The sequence below is a fragment of the Rhodococcus sp. 14-2483-1-1 genome (assembly GCF_002259335.1).
Lineage (GTDB): Bacteria > Actinomycetota > Actinomycetes > Mycobacteriales > Mycobacteriaceae > Rhodococcoides.
This window is the reverse complement of record NZ_NPFX01000002.1, coordinates 215,468-237,328: the sequence shown is the minus strand read 5'-3', so window position 1 is coordinate 237,328 and position 21,861 is coordinate 215,468. Positions and strand designations below refer to the sequence as shown.

Genomic DNA, 21,861 nt, shown 5'->3' with positions numbered 1-21,861 from the left:
CAACGAGAACGACACGGCACGGTTTTCGATCAGGAGGAATGGATAGATGGCGTCAGGCGGCCTCGGCGGTAGCTCTTCGACTATCGAGGATCTGCCTCGGCTGGTTCGGAGCGTCGGTGCGCTCGAACCGGATCGGGTGGCGCTGACGCACCTCGGTGTGGAGCTGACCTACGTCGGTCTGGATGCGGAGATCACCGCCCTCGACACGGCCATGGGCGGTGCCCTCGGACCCGACGCCCTGGTGCCCGTGGTGCTGTCCACCGCTGTCCCCGGTCTGATCGAGGCAACCGAGGGTGGCCTCGACGCCGTCGTCGCGGGCCTCCTCGACGATGCGGCGTCGGTGTTGGGACACGACACGGCAGCCGTTTCGGCCGCAGCGGCCGGGCCACGGAGTTCGGCCGAGGCCGACACGCTCTATCGGCGTTTTGTCGAGCAGGTCGAGCGGACCCCGCACGCTCCTGCCCTGACGTTCGCCGGCGAGACGCTGACGTACTCGCAGTTCGCGGATTCGGTGAACCGGTTGGCCCGACACCTGATCGAGCGCGGTGTCGGCCCCGACGCCCGAGTGGGCCTGTCGATTCGTCGATCGATGGACCTGCTGATCGGCATGTACGCGATCACCGCGGCCGGTGGCGCGTACGTTCCTCTCGACCCGGATCATCCATCCGATCGGTTGGGCTACGTCCTCGATATCGCCGAGCCGGTGGTGGTGGTCACGACCTCCACCGATCACCCCGACGTGCCGGCGTCCACCGAGACCGTATCGGTGGATACGGTCGATCTGTCCGGGTACTCCACCGGCCCGGTGACCGACGAAGACCGCCGCGCCCCACTGTCGTCCAGTGATCTCGCGTACGTCATCTTCACTTCCGGGTCGACCGGACGGCCCAAGGGCGTCGCGGTGGGGCACAGCGCGATCGTGGCCAACATCGCGTGGCGGCAGCGCGAATACGTCATGACTGCCACGGACGTCGTTCTGCAGAAGACGCCGTTCACCTTCGACGTGTCGGTGTGGGAGTTCTTCTGGCCGTTGCAGATCGGTGCCCGCCTGGTGATCGCGGAGCCCGACGGTCATCGGGATCCCGCGTACCTGGCCCGAATCATCGGTGAGCAGAGCGTCACGATTGCCCACTTCGTGCCGTCGATGCTCTCGGTGTACGTCGCCGAACCCGCTGCAGCACAGGTGACGTCGCTGACGACCGTGTTCGCATCGGGTGAAGCACTGCCGGCGCGCACCGTCAATGCCTTCCACCGAATCTCTGCCGCGTCACTGCACAACCTGTACGGCCCCACCGAGGCCGCGGTCGACGTCACGTACTACCGCACGCAGGATGTCGAGGAGGCTGCTGTCCCGATCGGTGCCGCGGTGGCCGACACCGAGCTCTACGTTCTCGACGAGTCGCTGCACCGGGTGCCCAGAGGCGTCGAGGGCGAGCTGTATCTCGCCGGTGTGCAGCTCGCGCGCGGCTATCTGCGCCGAGGCGACCTCACCGCGGATCGTTTCGTCGCCGACCCGTTCGGCGGGCCAGGCGATCGGATGTACCGCACCGGAGACCTGGTGCGCAGGCGCTCCGACGGGCTGATCGACTACATCGGCCGCACCGACTTCCAGGTGAAGCTGCGCGGCCTGCGTATCGAACTCGGCGAGATCGAATCGGCTCTGCTCGCCCAGCCGAACGTGAGCCAGGCTGCGGTACTGGTGCATGCCGACGAGGCCCACGTGGAGCTGGGGGAGCACCTGGTCGGCTATGTCGTCTCGTCCGACCCCGAGATCGATCACAGTGATCTCGCAGCTGCAGTACGGCGTCGCACACCGGATTACATGGTGCCGTCGTTGTTCGTCGTACTCGACGAGTTCCCGCTCAATTCGAGTGGCAAGCTCGACCGAAAGGCCTTGCCGGCTCCCTACTTCGGGTCACTCGTCCGTGAATACCGAGCTCCGGAAACCGAGACCGAGTCCGCGCTCGTCGAGATCTTCCAGAACGTCCTCGGGATGGACCGCGTCGGCATCGACGACGACTTCTTCGCGGTAGGAGGAAACTCTCTCAACGCCACCCGAGTCGTCGCGCGCGTCAACGCCGAACGCGGTGTGTCCGTGGACGTTCGCGCGTTCTTCGATGCTCCCACCGTGGCCGAGCTCGCCGCTGTGGTCGATACGGCGGAGGCGTCGAGTGGTGCACCCCGTGCGGCCCTCACCGCGCAGCCGCGGCCGGAGCGTGTTCCGTTGTCGTTGGCTCAGCAGCGGATGTGGTTCCTGAACCGGTTCGAGCCCGAATCGGCCGTCAACAACATCCCGGTCGCCATCTCGCTGTCCGGCGATCTCGATCTCGATGCTCTGCGTGCGGCAGTCTCGGACGTGTTGGGCAGGCACGAGTCCCTGCGGACGATCTATCCGGATCACGCCGGAGTGGGGTACCAGCAGGTGCTCGAACCCGACTCCGCCACAGTGGACGTGGAGTTCTCGGACGTCGATGAGGCCCGGCTGCCGGAGACGTTGCTCGAGTTCGCTCTTCGGCCGTTCGACGTCTCGACCGGCTTGCCCGTGCGCGCCGCCGTACTGGCGCTGTCTCCGACCGAACACATTCTGGCCCTCGTGGTCCATCACATCGCGGCCGACGGTTTCTCGATGGCACCGTTGACGCGAGACGTGGTGACTGCGTACGTTGCCCGCAGTTCCGGGCAGGAGCCGGCGTGGACGCCGTTGCCGGTCCAGTACGCCGACTACACGCTCTGGCAGCGATCGGTACTCGGAAACGAGAACGATCCGACCTCGCTGATCGCCGCACAGGAGGCCTACTGGCGCTCGCAGTTGGCCGGCGCGCCCGAACAGCTCGACCTGCCGACGGATCGACCGAGGCCGGCGGTGGCGACCACCCACGGCGGTACACATCTGTTCGAGATCGATGCGGACCTCGTCGCGGCGGTCGAACAACTCGGGCGCACCCACGGGGCCACGACCTTCATGGTGGTTCACTCCGCACTGGCGGTGCTGCTGGCGACGTTGTCCGGTAGCGACGACGTCACGATCGGGACACCGGTCGCCGGTCGCGGAGACGCCGTCCTCGACGACGTCGTCGGCATGTTCGTCAACACGCTCGTGTTGCGCACCACGATCGACCCCGCAGCCGGTTTCGCGGATCTGCTCGGACGAGTACGCGAGACCGATCTCGCCGCGTTCTCGCACGCCGAGGTTCCGTTCGAGCGACTGGTCGAGGTTCTCGCGCCCACTCGCTCGACAGCTCGTCATCCACTGTTCCAGGTCATGCTGACATTCCAGAACCTGGACGCCACGTCCGTGGAGATCCCCGGTCTTCGGGTGAGCGCACTCGATTACGAGGCCGATCTCGCGAAGTTCGATCTGCAAGTGACCCTGTGGAACTCGGTGGCCGAGGGGACCGATCCGGCCGGTTTGACCGTCGCATTGACGTACTCGGCCGATCTGTTCGACGCGTCGACGATGGCCGCATTCGGCGAGCGGTTCCTGCGGGTGCTCGACTCGGTGACTCGTGCGCCTGCCGCGCCCATCGCGGAGATCGATGTGCTCGACGCCGAGGAACGGTTGCAGGTGCTTCGAGCATGGAACGCCACCGGCCACGAGGTGTCGTCGGACCTGACGCTGGTCGAGATGTTCCGAGCGCAGGTCGAGGCCACACCCGATGCGCAGGCGTTGGTGTTCGAGGGCGACCGGCTGACCTATGCCGAGTTCGCCGCCCGAGTCAATCGTGTTGCACGAGAACTTGTCTCGCGTGGTGTCGGTCCGGACACGTTGGTCGCTCTCGCGATGGAGCGCAGCATCGAGCTGTTCGTGGGCATGTACGCGATCGTGACGGCCGGTGGGGCCTACGTGCCCGTCGATCCGAGCCAGCCGCGCGAGCGCAACGACTACATCGCCGAGACGGCGAATCCGGTTCTGGTGTTGTCCTCGACCCGTGATCACCTCGAACTCGGCGGATTCGAAACGATCGATATCGACGCGCTGGACGTCTCGGCACATTCGGCCGAACCTCTCGTCGACGCCGATCGCCGGGGATCGTTACGCCCGCACAACCTCGCCTACGTCATCTTCACGTCGGGGTCCACCGGCCGCCCCAAAGGCGTCGGCGTCTCGCACGAATCGATCGTCAACCGTTTGTCGTGGATGCAGCACGAGTATCCGCTGACCGCCTCCGACGTGGTGCTGCAGAAGACGCCCGCGACGTTCGACGTCTCGGTCTGGGAGTTCTTCTGGGCTCTGCAGAACGGTGCCTCGGTGGCCGTCGCTGTACCGGACGGCCATCGCGACCCCGCGTATCTGCTCGATATCATTGCGCGCGAACAAGTCTCGGTAGTCCACTTCGTTCCCTCGATGATGTCGGTGTTCGTACCCGAGGTCGTTTCGCGCGCCGAGTCCGCAGCAACCCTGCGGCTGGTGTTCGCCTCCGGTGAGGCATTGACACCGACGACTGCGCAGGCGCTGCGCCGGGCGCTGACGGCCATCGAGATCCACAACCTCTATGGCCCGACCGAAGCCGCGGTGGACGTGACGTACCACCGAGTCACCGACGACGACACCGCCGTCGTACCGATCGGTGCGCCGGTCTGGAACACGGCCGTCTACGTACTGGACTCCGCTCTGCGACCGGTGCCGGTCGGAGTGCACGGAGAGCTCTACCTCGCCGGAACGCAGCTTGCTCGAGGCTACGTCGGGCGACCGGATCTGACGGCGGATCGCTTCCTGCCCAACCCGTTCGGCGAAGACGGAGCCCGGATGTATCGCACGGGCGACGTGGTGCGTTGGCTGCCCGGCGGCGAACTCGACTACGTCGGACGTTCGGACTTCCAGGTCAAGCTTCGCGGTCTACGGATCGAACTGGGTGAGATCGAAGCGGCCCTGCTCGAGCAGCCGTCGGTGAGCCAGGCGGTCACCGTGGTCCGTGCCGATCGGTTGGTGGCCTATGTGGTCGGCACCGGGAGCGTGGACACGCAGGCTCTGCGTGGTGCATTGAGCGAGCGTCTCGCCTCGTACATGGTGCCCGCCGTGATCGTCGTTCTCGATGCTCTGCCCCTCGGTGGCAGCGGCAAGCTGGACCGCAAGGCCCTGCCGGATCCCGAGATCGAGGAAGTCGAGTATCGCGCACCGTCGAATCCCGTCGAGGAGATCGTCGCTCGGGTGTTCGCGGACGTTCTCGGAGTCGACCGCATCGGCGTCGACGACGATTTCTTTGCCCTCGGTGGCAACTCTCTCGTCGCCACCCAGGTGGTCTCGCGATTGGGTAGCGAACTGGATGCGACCGTTCCGGTCCGTGCACTGTTCGAGGCCAGTACGGTTGCGGCACTGGCGGTTCGGGTGGAGAGTCACCTGGGTGACGGTGCCGCGGCACCGCTGGTTCCCCAGGCTCGGCCGGAGACGGTTCCGCTGTCGATGGCGCAGCAGCGGATGTGGTTCCTGAACCGATTCGATCCCGAGTCGGCCGTGAACAACATTCCGGTGGCCATCCGGTTGCGTGGTTCGTTGGACGCCGACGCGCTGCGCGCTGCCGTGTCGGACGTCCTCGAGCGCCACGAATCCCTGCGCACGGTGTACCCGGCTGAGGACGGCTCGGGACACCAACTCGTGCTCCCCACCCGGACCGTCGTCCCGGATCTCGAGCCGGTCGCGGCAACCGCCGATTCGGTCGTGGCCGACGTGACCGCCTTCGTAGCCGCAGGCTTCGACGTCACTGCTGCAGTTCCGTTGCGCGTGAGGCTGTTCGAGGTCTCGGAGCAGGAACATGTCCTGGTGTTCGTGGTGCATCACATCAGCGCCGACGGTTGGTCGATGGGTCCGCTGACCCGCGACGTGATGACCGCGTATCTCGCACGAGTGGCGGGCGAGTCGCCGTCCTGGCAGCCGCTTGCGGTGCAGTACATCGACTTCACGCTGTGGCAGCGGTCGGTACTCGGTAGCGAGGCGGATTCGGCGAGCCTGATCTCCCGGCAGGCGTCGTTCTGGCGCGAGACGCTGGCGGAGATGCCGGCCGAGCTCGCTCTTCCGCACGATCGGCCACGTCCCGCCGAGTCCTCGGGGGCCGGTGGCCGCGCCGAATTCGAGATCGCCCCCGACGTCCATGCCGGTCTCACTGCCCTGGCCAGGGAGAGCGGCACCACGACGTTCATGGTGCTGCACACTGCCCTCGCGGTATTCCTTGCGCGCATGTCGAATTCGACGGACATCGCCGTCGGCACGGCCATCGCCGGACGCGGAGATGCCGCACTCGACGACGTGATCGGAATGTTCGTCAACACCCTGGTCCTGCGTACCGAGGTGAACCCGGGCAAGGGCTTCGACGGCATGCTTGCCGACGTCCGCGAGGTCGATCTGGCGGCCTTCGCGCACGCCGATATCCCGTTCGAGCGTCTGGTCGATCTTCTCGACCCCGAACGCTCCGCTTCGCGACATCCGCTGTTCCAAGTTGCGATCGCCTTCGAGAACCTGCCGCCGAGCACCTTCGCGCTGCCCGGGTTGGAGGTCTCGGCCGTCGATCTCGACGTCGAGACGGCCAAGTTCGATCTGTCGCTGACGTTGCGTGAGTCCGACGGCGGCGGTATGTCCGCGGCGTGGCTCTACTCGCGCGATCTGTTCGACGAGTCGACCATCGTGGGCTTCGCCGACCGCTTCCGCCGCCTTCTCGACGGTGTGGTGGCGGATCCGAGTACTCCGGTCGGCGACCTGGGGATTCTCTACGAGGACGAATACGACCGTTTGACGCACGTGCACGGAGACGAGGTGTTGGCAGGCGGCACTCTCGCCGAGATCTTCGCTGCCGGAGCCGCTCTCGATCCGCAGGCGATCGCTATCCGATACCGCGATCGCTCCATCACGTACGCCGAACTCGACAGCACGTCGTCTCAGCTCGCTCGTCTGCTCATCTCCAGAGGCGTGGGGCCGGAGACCGTTGTCGCGCTCGGGTTCCAGCGCTCCTACGAGATGGTGCTCGGGGTCTGGGCCGTGGCCAAGGCCGGCGGTGCCCACCTCCCGGTCGACCCGACATATCCGAGCGACCGCATTGCCCACATGGTCGGTGATTCCGGTGCGGTACTCGGCCTGACCGCCGCGGCACACCTGGCGTCGGTGCAGGGATCGAGCAGCGGTCCGGAATGGATCCGTCTCGACGACGACGACGTGGTGGCGGCGGTGCGCGATCACTCGGCCGATCCGATCACCGATGCGGATCGACTGCGGCCGTCGGTGTTCCAGAATCCGGCGTACGTCATCTACACCTCGGGCTCGACCGGTAAGCCCAAGGGCGTCGTGGTGACGCACGCCGGGCTCGGGGGCGTGCTCGATGCCGCCGGCGATCTGTACCACCTGACACCGTCGGCGCGATTCCTGCACATCTGCTCGCCGAACTTCGATCCGTCCGTCCTCGAGTGGATGGCGGCGTTCTCGGTAGGTGCAACTCTGGTGATCGTGCCCGCCGAGATCCTGGGCGGTACCGAGTTGTCCGAGCTGCTGAAGGCCGAGCAGGTCAGCCATTCGATCATCACTCCCGCGGTGCTCGGCACGATGGATCCGACGGGTCTCGACGCGCTCGAAGTGCTCTCGGTCGGCGGCGACGTCACCACACCGGAACTGCTCGCGCGATGGGCCCCTGGCCGCAAGTACTTCAACGGCTACGGACCGACCGAGACGACCATCATCTCGAGCTTCGCAGACCTGACTCCCGGCGAACCGATCACCGTCGGACGGCCCATTCACGGTATGTCGGCTCTGATTCTCGACAATCGATTGCGTCCGGTGCCGTCCGGAGTTGCCGGTGAGCTCTACCTGGCCGGCGGCGCTCTCGCTCGCGGTTATCTCGGTCGGCCCATGCTGTCCTCCGAGCGCTTCGTAGCCAACCCCTACGGTGTCGGCGGCGGCCGGATGTATCGCACCGGAGACGTGGTGCGTTGGACCGAGGATCTTCAACTCCAGTTCGTGGGCCGCACCGATTTCCAGGTGAAGGTGCGTGGGTTCCGTATCGAACTCGGCGAGATCGACTCGGCACTGACCGCGTACCCGAGTGTCGAGTTCGCCGTGACACTCGGACACCGGTTGCCCTCGGGGGTCACCACGCTCATCTCGTACGTACTCCCGGTCCGCGACGCATCGGTCGACGTGGGCGACCTGACGACGTTCGTCGGAAAAGCGCTGCCCAACTACATGATTCCGGCATCGATCACGGTGCTCGACGCGGTGCCGCTGACATCGGTCGGCAAGCTCGATCGGGCAGCACTTCCTGCTCCGGCGTTCGAGGCACGCGAGTTCGTCGCGCCGGCCACCGCGGTGGAGCAGAGCGTGGCGACCGTGTTCGCGGAGGTGCTGGGAGTCGATCGGGTGGGTGCCCAGGACGACTTCTTCGAGCTCGGTGGCAACTCGCTCATCGCGACGCAGGTGGTCTCACGTCTCGGTGCAATTCTGGACACCACCGTGCCCGTACGCATGCTGTTCGAGGTGTCCACCGTCGCAGCGCTGGCGGATCGCCTCGAGTCCGGCGTCGGTTCGGGCTCGCGTGCGCCGCTCGTGGCTGGACCTCGGCCCGAGCGTCCACCACTGTCGTTGGCGCAGCAGCGCTACTGGTTCCTCAACCAGTTCGACACGTCGTCGGCCGTGGACAACATTCCGTTCGCGGTACGTCTGACCGGTGCGCTCGACACGGCGGCATTGGCGGCCGCCGTGGGCGATGTGGTGGAACGCCACGAATCGTTGCGCTCGCTCTACCCGGACTCCGAACACGGACCGTTCCAACGGGTACTCCCGGCTGACGAGGCCACCCTGGACCTGTCGGTGCGGACAGTTGCAGCGGCCGACCTGCCGGAGACGGTGAGCCGCTTCTTCCTGCGCGGCTTCGACGTGACCCGCGAGGTTCCGGTGGACGCGATGCTGGTGCGAATCGACGGGGAGGACGTCGAGCACGTCCTTGCGTTCGTCGTCCATCACGTTTCCGCCGACGGTGCGTCGATGGGACCGTTGGCAACGGATGTGATGACCGCATACACCGCGAGAGCGGCAGGCTCGGCTCCGGACTGGGAACCCCTGCCGGTGCAGTACGCGGATTTCGCGCTGTGGCAGCGCACCGTTCTCGGCTCCGACGACGACGAGAATTCTGTTGCGTCGCAACAGGTTCGGTACTGGAAAGAAGCGCTGGACGGTCTGCCCGACCAGCTGGTGCTGCCCACCGACCGACCCCGCCCCCCGACCCAGAGTTTCCGGGGCGAGACGGTGCGCTTCACCGTGGATGCCGCGGTGCACGCTGCCGTCGCCGACCTCGCGCGGGCACGTCAGGCCAGCGTCTTCATGGTCGTCCACTCGGCCTTCGCCGCGTTCCTGGCACGTGTGGCAGGAACCGAGGACGTCGCCATCGGGACTCCCATCGCCGGCCGCGGCGAGAGAGCGCTCGATCCCATGATCGGCATGTTCGTCAACACGTTGGTGTTCCGGTCCACGGTGCACCCCTCCATGACGTTCGAGGAGTTGCTGGCACAGGCTCGCGAGCGCGACCTGTCGGCATTCGCCCACGCGGACATACCGTTCGAGCGTCTGGTCGAGGTACTCAACCCGGTGCGTTCCACCGCGCGAAATCCGCTGTTCCAGATCGGCCTGTCGTTCCAGAATCTGGCCGATCTCAGCTTCGAGTTGCCGGGGCTGACCGTCCGCGGTGTCGACGCCGAGTCGACCCTCGCCAAGACCGACCTCCAACTGACGGTGTCCGATCGCTACGCCGCCGACGGCACGCCTGCGGACATGGACGCCGAATTCACCTTCGCCACCGACCTGTTCGACAGATCGACGGTCGAGGCCTTCGCTCGTAGATTCGTCGCGGTGCTGGCCGCGGTGGCTGCAGACCCGAGTGCAGTCGTCGGAGATCTGGACCTGCTCGACGAGGCAGAGCGAACGACGATCCTGGACACGTGGAACGACACCGATCACGATGTCGATCTGTCGCAGACCCTGGTGTCGCTGTTCGACGCTCAGGTCGACGCCCGTCCCGACGCTCCGGCGCTCAGGTACGCCGGCCGGACGCTGACCTATCGCGAGTTCGACAGTCGGATCAACCGTCTGGCGCGGCGGTTGATCGCCGCTGGAGTGGCCCCGCAGGTGACGGTGGCGCTCGCGCTCGGGCGTTCGGTCGAATTGCTCGTCGCGATGTACGCGGTGAGCAAGGCAGGCGGAATCTATGTGCCGCTCGATCCGGATCAGCCGGCTGCCCGCATCGCCGACATCGTCGACGACGCATCGCCACTGTTGATCCTGAGCTCGACTCGTGACGGGTTCTCGGCTCCCGAGGGCAACGGTCGGTCCGTGCCCGTCGTGATGGTCGACGCGGATTCGGACGAGTACGCACACATCTCGGATGCACCGATCACGGACGACGAACGACGTGCGCCGCTGCGTGCCGCGAACACGGCATACGTGATCTTCACGTCGGGCTCGACCGGTCGACCCAAGGGTGTCGCCGTCAGCCATCGCGCCATTGTCAACCAGTTGCTCTGGGCGCGTGCGGAATACGGCATCGGCGTCGACGACGCGGTGCTGCTCAAGACCGCGGCGACCTTCGATCTGTCGGTATGGGAATTCTGGACGGCGTCGATCGCCGGCGGTTGCACCGTGGTCGCCGAGGCCGGTGGACACCGCGACCCGAGCTACCTGCTGGACCTGATGACCGAGGCGAACGTGACGACGCTGCACACGGTGCCGTCGATGCTCGACGCATTGATCGCGGCGTCAGGCGGCACGCTGCCGTCCGGCCTGCGTCGAATCCTGGCCATCGGCGAAACACTGCCGCCTACCACCGCTCAGCGTGCGCTCCGCGCTACGCGGGCACGCCTGGACAATCTGTACGGCCCCACCGAGGCAGCGGTGTCGGTCACCGCGCACCGGGTGCACGACTCCGGGACGGGGCCGGTTCCCATCGGTGCTCCGGAATGGAACACCCGTGTCTACGTGCTGGATTCACGTCTGTCGCCGGTCCCGGTCGGTGTCACGGGAGAGCTCTATCTCGCGGGCACGCAGTTGGCCGACGGTTATGTCGGGAGGCCGGATCTCACCGCGGAGCGGTTCGTGGCCAACCCGTTCTCGCCGGGCCGACGGCTCTATCGCACAGGCGATCTCGCAGCATGGCGTAGCGACGGTGAACTGGAGTACGTGGGTCGTTCGGACTTCCAGGTCAAGATCCGGGGCTTCCGCATCGAGCTCGGCGACATCGACGCCGCGCTGCGCTCGATCGAATCGGTACGCGATGCGGCCGTGGTCGCCTCGAACGACGAACGCCTCGGGGATCGACTGGTCGCCTACGTGGTGCCCGTCGACGGTGTAACGGTCGATTCCGAGTCCCTGCGCGCGTCGATGGCGTCGTCGGTGCCGTCCTACATGGTGCCGTCCGCCTTCGTGATCCTCGATGTCCTGCCACTCAACGCCAACGGCAAGCTGGACCGAAAGGCCCTGCCGGAACCGGTGTTCGAGGCCGCGGAGTTCCGGGCCCCCACCGATCTCGTCGAGGTGACGGTTGCCGGTGTGTTCGCGGACATCCTCGGTGTCGAGCGCGTGGGTCTGTTCGACGACTTCTTCGCACTCGGCGGAAACTCGCTGATCGCCACCCAGGTGGTCTCACGTCTGGGCTCCGCACTCGACACCGTGGTTCCGGTGCGAGCGATCTTCGAGTCGCCGACGGTGCTCGGACTTGCCCGCGCCATCGAATCCACCGTCGGTGCCGGTGCGCGCCGTGCTCTGGTGCAGCGCAGGCGGCCCGAGCAGGTTCCGCTGTCGCTGGCACAGCAGCGGATGTGGTTCCTGAGCCAGTTCGATCCCACCTCGGCGGTGAACAACATTCCGGTGGCGATCCGACTGTCCGGCGATCTCGACGTGCCCGCACTGGTGCGAGCGGTGACGGATGTGGTCTCGCGGCACGAGATTCTGCGCACCGTGTACCCCGAGGTCGACGGGCGAGGCAGTCAGGTCGTCCTCGGCCTGGCCGAGGGCGCACCGTCCGTCCACGTCATCGACACGGCAGCCGCCGATGTGCCAGAGACGTTGCGGCGGTTCGTGTCCGAGGGCTTCGACGTCACCAGCGCTGTTCCGGTGCGGGTGACGATCCTGCGTATCGACGAGCGCGAGCACGTCCTGGCTTTCGTGGCCCACCACATCGCCGCGGACGGGTTCTCCATGGGACCGTTGACCCGCGACATCATGGTCGCCTACACCGCCCGTGCGGCGGGCGAGGATCCGCAGTGGGCACCGCTGCCCGTCCAGTACGCAGATTTCACGCTGTGGCAGCACGAGTTGCTCGGCACCGAGGGTGATCCCGAATCGCCCATGGCTCAGCAGCTCGGCTATTGGCGTTCGGTACTGCGCGGCGCGCCTGCACAACTCGATCTGGCGACCGATCGACCGCGGCCGGCGGTGGCGACGAACAGAGGAGCGGCGTACAACTTCTCGCTCGACGCCGAACTGCACGAGAGCATCGCCCGGGCGTCTCGGGAGAACAACGCGACGGTGTTCATGACCGCGCACACCGCTCTCGCGGTGCTGTTGGCTGCGCTGGCGGGAACCGACGACGTGGTGATCGGGACGCCGGTGGCCGGACGCGGAGATTCCAACCTCGACGACCTCGTGGGTATGTTCGTCAACACCCTCGCACTGCGCACGTCCGTCGAGCCGGGCACGACATTGCGCGATCAGCTCGCCCTGGTGCGAGAGGTGGACCTCGGGGCGTTCTCGCACTCCGACATACCGTTCGAGCGACTCGTCGACGCGATCGCGCCGGAACGGTCGCAGGCCAGGCACCCGATCTTCCAGGTGATGCTCACGTTCCAGAACCTCACCGAACAGTCGTTCGCGCTTCCCGGTCTCGACATCGACGGTGTCGATCTGTCGAGTGCGATCGCGAAGTTCGATCTGCAGGTGACACTGTGGGAGAAGTTCGACTCCGCAGGCGCGCCCAATGGCGTCGACGTCCAATTCGACTACGCCACAGATCTGTTCGACGAATCGTCGATGGCAGCCTTCGCACGCAGGCTCGTCCGGGTTCTCGAGTCGATGACGGCCGAGATCGACCGGCCCGTCGGCGACGTCGATCTCCTCGAGCCTGCCGAGCGCACCGCCGTCCTCGAACAGTGGAACGCGACCGACCACGAGATCGACAATCGGCACACCCTGGTCTCCCTGTTCGCCGAGCGGGTAGCAGCAGCACCGAACAACGTGGCCCTGGGCTTCGGCGACGAGCAGATCGACTACGCGGAGTTCTCCGGACGGGTGAATTCGCTTGCCCGAGTACTCATCGGGGAGGGCGTAGGACCCGAGACCGTGGTCGCGATCGCGATGCGCCGTTCGCCGGACATGCTCGTCGGCATCTACGCAGTCCTCGCTGCAGGCGGTGCCTATGTGCCGGTCGACCCGGACCAGCCGTCCGATCGGATCGAGTACATCCTCGAGACGGCAGCACCGGTCGCGGTGCTGACCACCACTCGCGACGGCGGCGTCGCCGGTTCGTCCGTTCCGCAGATCCGGTTGGACACCGTGGACACCGATGCGTCCGCGACCCGACCGGTCGAGGATTCGGAGCGACTGGCACCGCTGAGGCCGTCGGACACCGCCTACGTCATCTTCACCTCGGGCTCGACGGGCAAGCCCAAGGGTGTGGCCGTCACGCACGCCGCCATCGTCAACCGTCTGCTGTGGATGCAGCACGAGTACGGTCTGACCGTCGACGATGTGGTGCTGCAGAAGACGCCTGTGACGTTCGACGTCTCGGTGTGGGAGTTGTTCTGGCCGTTGCAGATCGGTGCCCAGCTCTACATCGCCGAGCCGGACGGTCATCGGGACCCCGAATATCTGGTGGAGACGATCGAACGCCGTGGTGTCACCACCGCACACTTCGTTCCTTCCTTGCTCGCCGTGTTCGGTGCCACCGACGGCATCGAGCGATGCAGCGCTCTGCGGATGCTGTTCGCATCGGGTGAGGCCCTACCGGTTTCGGTAGCCGCAGGCATCCGCCGGGCACTGCCCGCCGTGGAACTGCACAACCTGTACGGGCCGACCGAGGCCGCCGTGGACGTGACGTTCCATCGGGTCACCGACGCAGACACCGTGTCGGTGCCGATCGGCGTGCCGGTCTGGAACACCCGGGTCACCGTGCTGGATGCTCGGCTGCACCCGGTGCCGATCGGCGTGCCGGGCGAGCTGTACCTGGCCGGAACCCAGCTGGCCCGTGGCTATCTGGGACGACCCGACCTGACGGCAGACCGATTCGTCGCAGATCCGTACGGGCGAGCGGGGAGCCGGATGTACCGCACCGGTGACCTCGTACGCTGGAACACCGGGGGAGAGCTGGAGTACCTGGGGCGCACCGACTTCCAGGTCAAGCTCCGCGGCCTTCGCATCGAGCTCGGTGAGATCGAGTCGGCGCTCATCGCCGACCCGACCGTCGATCAGGCCGTCGTGCTCGTGCGGCAGACGCCGTCGTCGGGCGAAATTCTGGTGGGCTACGTGGTACCCGCCTCCGGCGCGGTCGTCGATCCGGCGGCCCTGACGGCGGTCGCGGCGCGGACGGTGCCCGAATACATGGTTCCGGCGTCGGTGGTGGTTCTCGAGTCACTTCCGCTCGGACCGAACGGCAAGCTGGACCGACGGGGACTACCGGATCCCGAGTTCGGTAGCGATGCCGAGTTCCGCACTGCGAGCACCGATACCGAGCGCATCATCGCCGATGTGTTCGCCGACGTCCTGGGACTCGAGACGGTGGGCGTCGACGACTCCTTCTTCGCGCTCGGTGGCGACAGCATCGTGTCCATTCAGTTGGTCTCGCGCGCCAAGGCGAGAGGAATCCAGTTCGGCCCACGAGATGTGTTCGAACGCAAGACCGTTGCCGGGCTGGCCGAGGTGGCCGTCGTCGTCGGCGAGGGTGCGGACACGGTCGTCCTCGACGAACTCGACGGCGGTGGGGTCGGCTGGCTGCCGCTGCCACCGTTCGGTGCGGCACTGCTGCAGCGCGGCGGTGGGTACCGTCGCTTCCATCAGGCGCTCACACTCGAGCTCCCGGCAGGCATCGACCGCGACGGTGTCGTGGCCACGCTCACTGCTGTCGTCGACCACCACGACGTTCTTCGGTCCACCCTCGTGCACGACGATCGTGGCTGGGGCCTCGAGGTGGGCGAGTCCGGTTCGGTGGACGTCGACGAGCTGCTGACGACCGCGTCGTCGGACGGTGGAGCCGCCGCGGTGGATGCGGCGGTCGGATCGCTCGATCCGGAGAACGGGCGCATGCTCGCGTTCGTGTGGGTCGAGAGCGTGCCGAACACATTGACCGTCGTCGCACATCACCTCGTCGTCGACGGCGTGTCGTGGCGAATCCTGGTGCCGGACTTCGTGTCCGCGTGGGCGCAGATCGCCGGCGGTGCCGACCCGGTGCTGCCGGATGTGGGTACGTCGATGCGGCGCTGGACACACGCACTCGTGGAGGAAGCGGCGCGCCGGACGGACGAGTTGCCGCAGTGGCGCAGCATCGCTCGGACCCCGGACCCGGTCCTGGGGGAGCGGGCCTTCGAGCCGGCCGTCGACGTGGTGGACACCCTCGAGCGAGTCGAGATGTCCCTGTCGTCGGATGCGACGCGCACGTTGCTGACCACGGTTCCCGAGATCTACCACGGCGGAGTCGCGGACGGACTGCTCGCCGCACTCGCGCTGGCAGTCACTGCCCTGCGCAAGGAACAGGGGATCGATGCCCCCGCAACACTGCTTCAGCTCGAGGGCCACGGCCGCGAGGAGGCCGTGGTCCCCGGAGCAGATCTGGGCCGGACCGTGGGCTGGTTCACCAGCCTCTTCCCGGTTCGGCTCGACCTGACCGGAATCGACGTCGACGACGCCCTCGGCGGCGGCTCTGCCCTCGGCGACGCCGTGAAGGCCGTCAAGGAGCAGATGCTGGCGTTGCCCGACCGAGGAATGGGGTGGGGGCTGCTGCGCTACCTCGATCCCACGAGCGAGACGGAGCTGGCGGCGCTGTCCACCGGGCAGATCAGCTTCAACTATCTCGGTCGGGTCAGTACCGGTGAGGTACCGGAGGACATGAAGTCTCTCGGCTGGTTGCCTGCCGAGGACACCGCAGGTCTGGCTGCAGCCGGTGATCCGGACATGGCCGCGAACAAGACGATCGACATCAACGCCATCGTGGTCGACACCGACGACGGCAGCGCCCTGAGTGCTTCGCTGGCGTTCCCGCGGGGCGCGATCTCCGAGGCGACCGTGGCGCGTCTGGCACAACTGTGGTCGGAGCTGCTCGACTCGCTCGCGGCCCACGCACGTACCCCCGGTGCCGGTGGCCTCACTCCGTCGGACCTTCCGTTGGCGCGCGTGAGTCAGGCCGACATTCTCGGCTTCGAGCAGCGTTATCCGGCACTGACCGACGTGTGGCCGCTGGCACCGTTGCAGCAGGGCTTGCTGTTCCATGCCCTGTTCGCCGATACCTCGCTGGACGTCTACACGATGCAGGTCGTTCTCGACCTGGCAGGCGAGGTCGATGAGGAGCGTCTGCGCGATGCCGCGCAGGCCCTACTGGATCGGTACGAGAACCTACGCGCCGTGTTCGCGGTGACCGCGGACGGCGACAGTGTGCAGATAGTTCAGCAGGGCGTGCGGTTGCCTTGGCGCAGTGTCGATCTCAGCGGTGTCGAGGAGAACGCGCGCGCCGCCGCGGTCGCGGCTGCACTGGACGAGGATCAGCGGGAGCATTTCGACATCACAACCGCCCCGTTGTTGCGGTTCTTGCTGATTCGCCTCGGGCCCACGACGTACCGACTGGCGATGACCAACCATCACGTGCTGCTGGACGGCTGGTCGCTGCCGCTGGTGATGAAGGAGCTGCTCTACCTCTACGCCGTCCGCAGCGACACCTCGTCGATGCCGCGTCCGCGCTCGTATCGCTCGTTCCTGCAGTGGCTCGGTCAGCGCGACCCGGAGACCTCCCGGCAGGCGTGGGCCCGTTCGCTCGACGGCGTCGACGAACCGACACTGCTGACTCCACCGACCCTGGGCCGCGAGATCTCCACCCGATCGGCGGAGACCGAGGTGCGGATCCACGCAGAGGCCACCGCAGCGTTGATCGCGCTCGGTGGACGCCTCGGCGTCACCGTGAACACGTTGGTACAGGCCGCGTACGGAATGCTGCTGGCTCAGATGACGGGCCGCGACGACGTGGTCTTCGGGGCCACGGTGTCGGGTCGTCCCGCGGACCTGCCCGGAGTCGAATCGATGATCGGTTTGTTCATCAACACCATTCCGGTGCGAGTTCGCCTCGATGCTCACGACACAGTGGAGCAGTACCTCACGCGGCTCCAGGGTGAGCAGGCCGATCTGCTCGATCACCACCACGTGGGATTGGCGGACATCCAGCGGGATGCGGTGCTGGGCAACCTGTTCGACACGTTGACGGTGTTCGAGTCGTACCCGGTGAACGAGGCGGAGTTGGCGCAGCAGGCCGCATCGATCGACGGCATGACCGTCGAGGGTGTCGGCTCCAACGACAACACCCACTACCCGCTGACCCTGCTCGTGGTGGCGAACGAGGAAGTGACGCTGACGGCGAAGTACATCAGCGACCTCTTCGACACCCGTGCGGTCGAGTCGATCCTGGCGCGCATCGTCTCGCTGCTCGCTACGTTCGCGGCGGACCCCACGCGCCGGGTTCTCGACATCGACCTGCTCGACACCGCGGAGCGCACACGGATACTCGACGAGTGGAACGACACTGCCCGCGAGATCGACTCCGCGGCAACGCTCGTGTCGATGTTCGAGGAGCGGGTGACGCAGTCCCCGGACCGGATCGCGGTCTCCTTCGAGGGCGATCGAGTGACGTACTCGGAGTTCGCGGGTCGAGTGAACGCGCTTGCGCGACTGCTGATCCGCGAGGGCGTCGGCCCGGAAACGATGGTCGCGATCGCGATGCGCAGATCGATGGACATGCTCGTCGGTGTCTACGCGGTGCTGACCGCGGGTGGGGCATACGTCCCGATCGATCCCGACCAGCCGGCCGAACGCGTCGAGTACATCCTGGCGACGGCCGATCCCGTTGCGATTCTGACCACGGAGGCGGATTCGTCTGCAGTGGAATCGGTCTCGTCCGTCGCGCCGCGGATCGAGGTCGATTCCGTCGACCTCGCCGGATTCGCCACCGATGCGGTTCGCGCCGACGAGCGGCGCGCCGCGCTGCTCTCCGACGACGTCGCGTACGTGATCTTCACCTCGGGCTCGACGGGCAAGCCCAAGGGTGTCGCCGTGACGCACGCCGCCATCGTCAACCGGCTCGTGTGGATGCAGGACGAGTACGGTCTGACCGTCGACGATGTGGTGCTGCAGAAGACGCCGGTGACGTTCGACGTGTCGGTGTGGGAGCTGTTCTGGCCGTTGCAGATCGGTGCAGAACTGGCGATAGCGAAGCCGGACGGGCATCGCGACCCGGCCTACCTGGTCGAGATCGTCACCGAGCGGTCGGTCACCGTCGCACACTTCGTGCCGTCGATGCTGGCCGTGTTCGCGACAGCGGACGGAGTCTCGCGGTGTTCGAGCCTGCGCATGCTCTTCGCGTCGGGTGAGGCGCTGCCGGTGTCGGTCGCCTCGGCAATCGGTACGGCACTGCCGAACACGAACCTGCACAACCTGTACGGACCCACCGAGGCCGCGGTGGACGTGACCTACCACCGCGTCACCGCCGCCGATGTCGCCGGCGTACCGATCGGTGTGCCGGTGGCCAACACTCGGGTGACCGTGCTCGACGCACGGCTGCGGCCGGTCCCGGTCGGCGTCGCGGGTGAGCTCTACCTCGCGGGAGTCCAGTTGGCCCGCGGCTACCTCGGGCGAGTGGATCTGACCGCAGACCGGTTCGTTGCCGATCCGTACGGTGCACCGGGTACTCGGATGTACCGGACCGGCGACCTGGTCCGGTGGAACGTCGACGGCGAACTCGACTACATCGGCCGCACCGACTTCCAGGTGAAACTGCGCGGCCTGCGCATCGAGCTCGGTGAGATCGAGGCGGCGTTGACCGCTCACCCCGACATCGACCGGTCGACCGTACTGGTGACGTCGACGGTATCGGGCGAAATCCTGGTCGGCTACGTCGTTCCTCGTACCGGTGCGTCGGTGGACGTGAGCGAGCTGACCTCGTTCGCAGGCAGCCGACTCCCCGGCTACATGGTGCCGACCCAGATCATGGTGCTCGCCGAGTTCCCGCTGAACGCCAGTGGCAAGCTCGACCGAAAAGCATTGCCGGAGCCGGTGTTCGAGGCGCGTGAGTTCCGTGCACCGGTGACCGCGACCGAGATCGCCATCGCCGACGTGTTCGCCGACGTGCTCGGTGTCGATCGGGTGGGATCGGACGACGACTTCTTCGCCCTCGGTGGAAATTCGCTCGCGGCCACCCGTGCAGCGGCGCGCATCACCGCTGGTCTGGGCAAGCAAGTGGGTGTTCGCGAGCTGTTCGAGAACTCGACGGTCGCAGCGCTCGCAGCGCGCACGGATCTCCAGGGAGCAGTGCATCGCGTGCCGCTTCGACCCAGGACCGGCGGCGAGCGGGTACCGCTCTCGCTCGCTCAGCAGCGGATGTGGGTGCTGAATCGACTCGACCCTGGTTCGGGCGCGTACAACATGCCGCTCGCCCTGCGGCTCACCGGTGACTTGGACGTGGCCGCATTGCAGGCGGCCGCGACGTGGGCGATCGAGCGGCACGAGACCTTGCGAACCCGCTATCCAGAGGATGCCGACGGCACTGCGTTCCAGGAGGTGCTCGACGCCCGGGCCACCACTCTCGACCTCGATCCGATCGACGCCACGGGTGAAGCCGACATCGCCGACCGGGTGCGTCGACTGGTGTACGACGGCTTCGATGTCACCGCCGCGCCTCCGGTGCGTGGTGCACTGTTCCGACTCGCCGGAACGGACGACGGCGACATCCAGTACGTGTTCGTCATCGTGATGCACCACATCAGCGGCGACGGAGCGTCGATGGCGCCGCTGGCTCGCGACGTGATGACTGCGTATCTCGCCGCGACAGCCGGCACGGTTCCGTCGGTCGCACCGCTGTCCATCCAGTACGCCGATTACACGCTGTGGCAGCGTGAGGTGCTGGGTTCGACGAACGACCCGGGTTCCGCAGCGAATCGGCAGGTCGACTTCTGGCGCACCGAGCTGAGCGGTATCACCCCGGTCATCGCCCTGCCGTGGGATCGGCCGAGACCGGCGGAGCCCTCGCTGCAGGGTGGAAGTGTCCGCGCACATCTCGACGCGCAGACCCACGAGGCGTTCGTCGGCATCGCACGATCGAACAACGCGACTCTGTTCATGGTGTTGCACAGCGTCCTCGCGGTACTGCTCGCGAGAACCAGCGGTGCACGGGACTTCGCCGTCGGAACTCCGATTGCCGGCAGGGGAGACGAACAACTCGACGACATCGTCGGAATGTTCGTCAATACGCTGGCGCTTCGGACCAGCGTCGATCCGGACGCGACGTTCGAGGATCTCGTGCGCAGCATTCGGGAGAGCGACCTGCGGGCATTCGGCAACGCGGACGTACCGTTCGAGCACGTCGTCGACGTCATCGGGCAGGACCGAACCCCCGGAATCAGCCCGCTGTTCCAGACCGTGCTGTCCGTCGAACCATTGGGCGAGGCTCGCTTCGAACTGCCTGCCCTGACCGTCGAGCCCGTCGAAGGATTCGAGCCGACCGCCAAGTTCGATCTCCAGGTGACGGTGCAGACTCGGCCCGTCGTCGGTGCCGATGGCGAACCAGACCTGGCGGTCGAATTCGCCTACGCCGCAGACCTGTTCGACGAGACGACCGTTTCGGCGATGGTCGAGCGTTTCGTCCGGATCGCCGACGCCGTCGCGGCGGCCCCGGGTATCAAGGTCGGTGCGATCGACGATCTCGGTGACGACGAGCGGGCCGCGTTGACCGCATCCCCGACACCGGTCGCCGACGCCGTGGGTGCAGTGGCCGGTCGAACGTTGCCACAACTGCTCGCTGCGACCGTGGAAGCGGATCCCGAGGCACCGGCGTTGTCCTCCGCAGGTGAGGAAACCACGTACCTCGAGCTGGACCGACGTTCGTCACGCCTGGCGCGCGAACTGATCGACCGCAACGTCGGTCCCGACGTCACGGTTGCCGTCGTCGTCGACGACGCGGTCGAATCCGTCGTGGCCCGGTGGGCGGTGGTCAAGGCGGGCGGCGCTCTGGCCCTGGTGGACCACATCGACAGTGCCGTCGGGGTGGGCGCGAGCGTAGTGGTCATCGATACCGGTGAGGCGCAGGACTGGGATCGAGTGTCCACGGTCGTCGATCTCGGTGACGAGGCGACCTCGAGGTCGGTGACTGCCCGATCGGCTCGTCCGATCACGTACACCGACCGCGTCGCTGTGCTCTCCGCAGACAGCCCGGCTCTTGTGGTGGACGAGTCGACCGGCGCTACGGTGAGCCATGGTGCCCTTGCTGCCATGGCCGTTCGTGCGGTCGGGGAGTACGGGATCGACTACGAGTCGCGACTGGGCGTGCCCACGGCGATCACCTCTCCGTCAGCGTGGTTCGCCGGTGTGATGGCTGCTTCGGTCGGTGCTGTGCTGGTGGTCGATCGGGCCGAATCACCCGAGGATTCGGCCGATCTCGTCGTCGCCGAATGGATGACGCACGCGTTCGTGACTGCGGCGGAAGCCGCGGCGGTCGCCGAATTGGAGTCGGAGGATCTCGAGGACCTGGTGGCTCTGGTGATCGTGGCCGGTGATGAGGAGGCGGCCGAACGACCGGTCGGTGTGTCGGTACACGGCGCGCCGGAGTTCGGCTGAACCGATCGGGTCGATAGACTTCGGCCCTGAACAACAACCGTCCG

General features: G+C 66.7%; 1 protein-coding gene. It reads left to right on the top strand.

What is annotated here, in order from left to right; all coding sequences use genetic code 11:
- The first annotated feature begins 46 nt into the window (after window positions 1-46).
- Window positions 47-21,817: a non-ribosomal peptide synthetase gene (locus CH294_RS01085; RefSeq protein WP_094736746.1), complete on the top strand. Its 21,771-nt coding sequence runs from the start codon at window positions 47-49 to the stop codon at window positions 21,815-21,817.
- Window positions 21,818-21,861: the final 44 nt, after the last annotated feature.

Coding starts and splice junctions, on each gene's coding strand:
- CH294_RS01085 (WP_094736746.1), top strand. CDS start 47: ATGGCGTCAGGCGGCCTCGGCGGTAGCTCTTCGACTATCGAGGATCTG.